This window comes from Sphingomonas panaciterrae (genome assembly GCF_036890205.1).
In the GTDB taxonomy this organism is placed as follows: domain Bacteria; phylum Pseudomonadota; class Alphaproteobacteria; order Sphingomonadales; family Sphingomonadaceae; genus Sphingomonas; species Sphingomonas panaciterrae.
Map to the genome: position 1 here is coordinate 1 of NZ_JAKNQR010000032.1, position 1,604 is coordinate 1,604.

Genomic DNA, 1,604 nt, shown 5'->3' on the forward strand with positions numbered 1-1,604 from the left:
AACCTCAAATCTGTGCCATTGGTGCTGACGGCGGACACTGCAGTAGTGTTGTGGCGTAAAATACCGCGCAAAAGGCTGGTTCGCCTCAGGCCTCATATGGACCGTTCCGCGATGCTCTCGCTGTTCTCGAAATCTGGCGTGCACTCATGTGGTAGATCGAACTCCGGCAGATGTCGGACTTACGTAACTACAAGGTCGGATGTGTTGTCCACGCAAGCCGTGATTAGATTCGGTCGAACATCGATCCCATACGAGGGGAGAACAGCCGATCGTATGTCTTCAGCAGGAAGCTGTCGGTCATACCCGCGATGTGATCGCAGATGACCCTCGGCCGCTGTCGGCGCCAGTCATCACTTTGAAGCAGATGGGATTTCATCCGAGGCGGACCTATCGCAGCACCGCAGCGTTAGCCTTGTGTCCCCTAGAAATCGCAAAAGGTGTTGCCATGCCGCTCAAGCTGAAGCCGCTGTCCGAACAAACGATTGTCATTACCGGTGCGACATCCGGCCACGGGCTGTGTACCGCGCAGATCGCGGCGGCCGCGGGGGCGCGCGTCATGCTGGCCGCGCGCGACGAGGACGCCCTCCGCGAGGTGCGCGACGCCATTCGCGCGCAAGGCGGCACCGCCGAATATGTGGTCACGGATGTCGGCAGCGAGGCCGACGTGCAGAAGCTTGCCGATGAGACGGTCGCGCGCTTCGGCGGCTTTGACACTTGGGTGAACAATGCCGGGATCGGCGTCTATGCCGAGGTTCTGGACCTGTCGCTGGACGATCATCGTCAGGTCTTCGAAACAAATTACTGGGGCGTGGTGCACGGCTCGACGGTTGCGGTCCGTCATTTCAAGGACAAGGCGAACGGGGGCGCGGTGATCAATGTCGGTTCGATCAACAGCGACATGGGTGGCCCCCTGCTTGCGTCATACAATGCCTCGAAGCATGCGGTGAAAGGTTTCACCGACTCGCTGCGCGTCGAAATGATGATGAACGAGCTTCCCGTGTCGGTGACGCTCATCAAGCCCAGCGCCATCGGTACGCCGTTCACCGAACATGGCCGCAACAGGACCGGTTTTCAGGCGAGGCTGCCGCGCCCGATCTACGCGCCCGAGCTTGTCGCCAATGCGATCCTTGACGCGGCGCAGAACCGCCGTCGCGCGATCACGGTCGGTGGGGGCGGCAAGTTCCAGGTGCTCGGCGCCGTGCTGCTCCCGTCCTTGTTCGACAAGATCGCCGCCAACATGGCGGGGACGCTGATCGATCGCGACCAGCCCGCCAGAGATGTGGAGGGCAACCTCTACCAACCGCAAGGAAATGACGGCCGTACGGAGGGCCGGCAGAAGGGGCGGCACTTCAGCACATTTACCGCCGTTCGCCGGCACGGCTGGGCGACCGCCGGCGTGCTCGCGGCCATGGGCGCGGCGGGCGCATGGGCCATGACCCGCAAGGCCGCTCGCACCTGACGCGGCAGCCACGCAGAGCGCTGTCATATCCGATACGGGCGAAGGCGTCATCGGCGGCGTGAGGAGCACCAGCGCGAGCAATATGGTCAGGTGTCAGCGAAGGAGGCTGTCCGTCGTCAGAACATTCGGCACAACTCGCGGCGTA

General features: G+C 62.5%; 1 protein-coding gene and 1 pseudogene. One reads left to right on the top strand and one right to left on the bottom strand.

Going from position 1 to position 1,604, the window contains the following annotated elements:
- Positions 1–223: 223 nt before the first annotated feature.
- A pseudogene (locus L8F96_RS18505) lies at positions 224–370 on the bottom strand (dGTPase); the annotation flags it as partial.
- A gap of 75 nt (positions 371–445) precedes the next feature.
- Here L8F96_RS18505 and L8F96_RS18510 point away from each other — a divergent pair.
- Entirely contained in the window at positions 446–1,459 is a 1,014-nt protein-coding gene (locus L8F96_RS18510) for an SDR family oxidoreductase (protein WP_334657020.1), read from the top strand.
- Positions 1,460–1,604 lie beyond the last annotated feature (145 nt).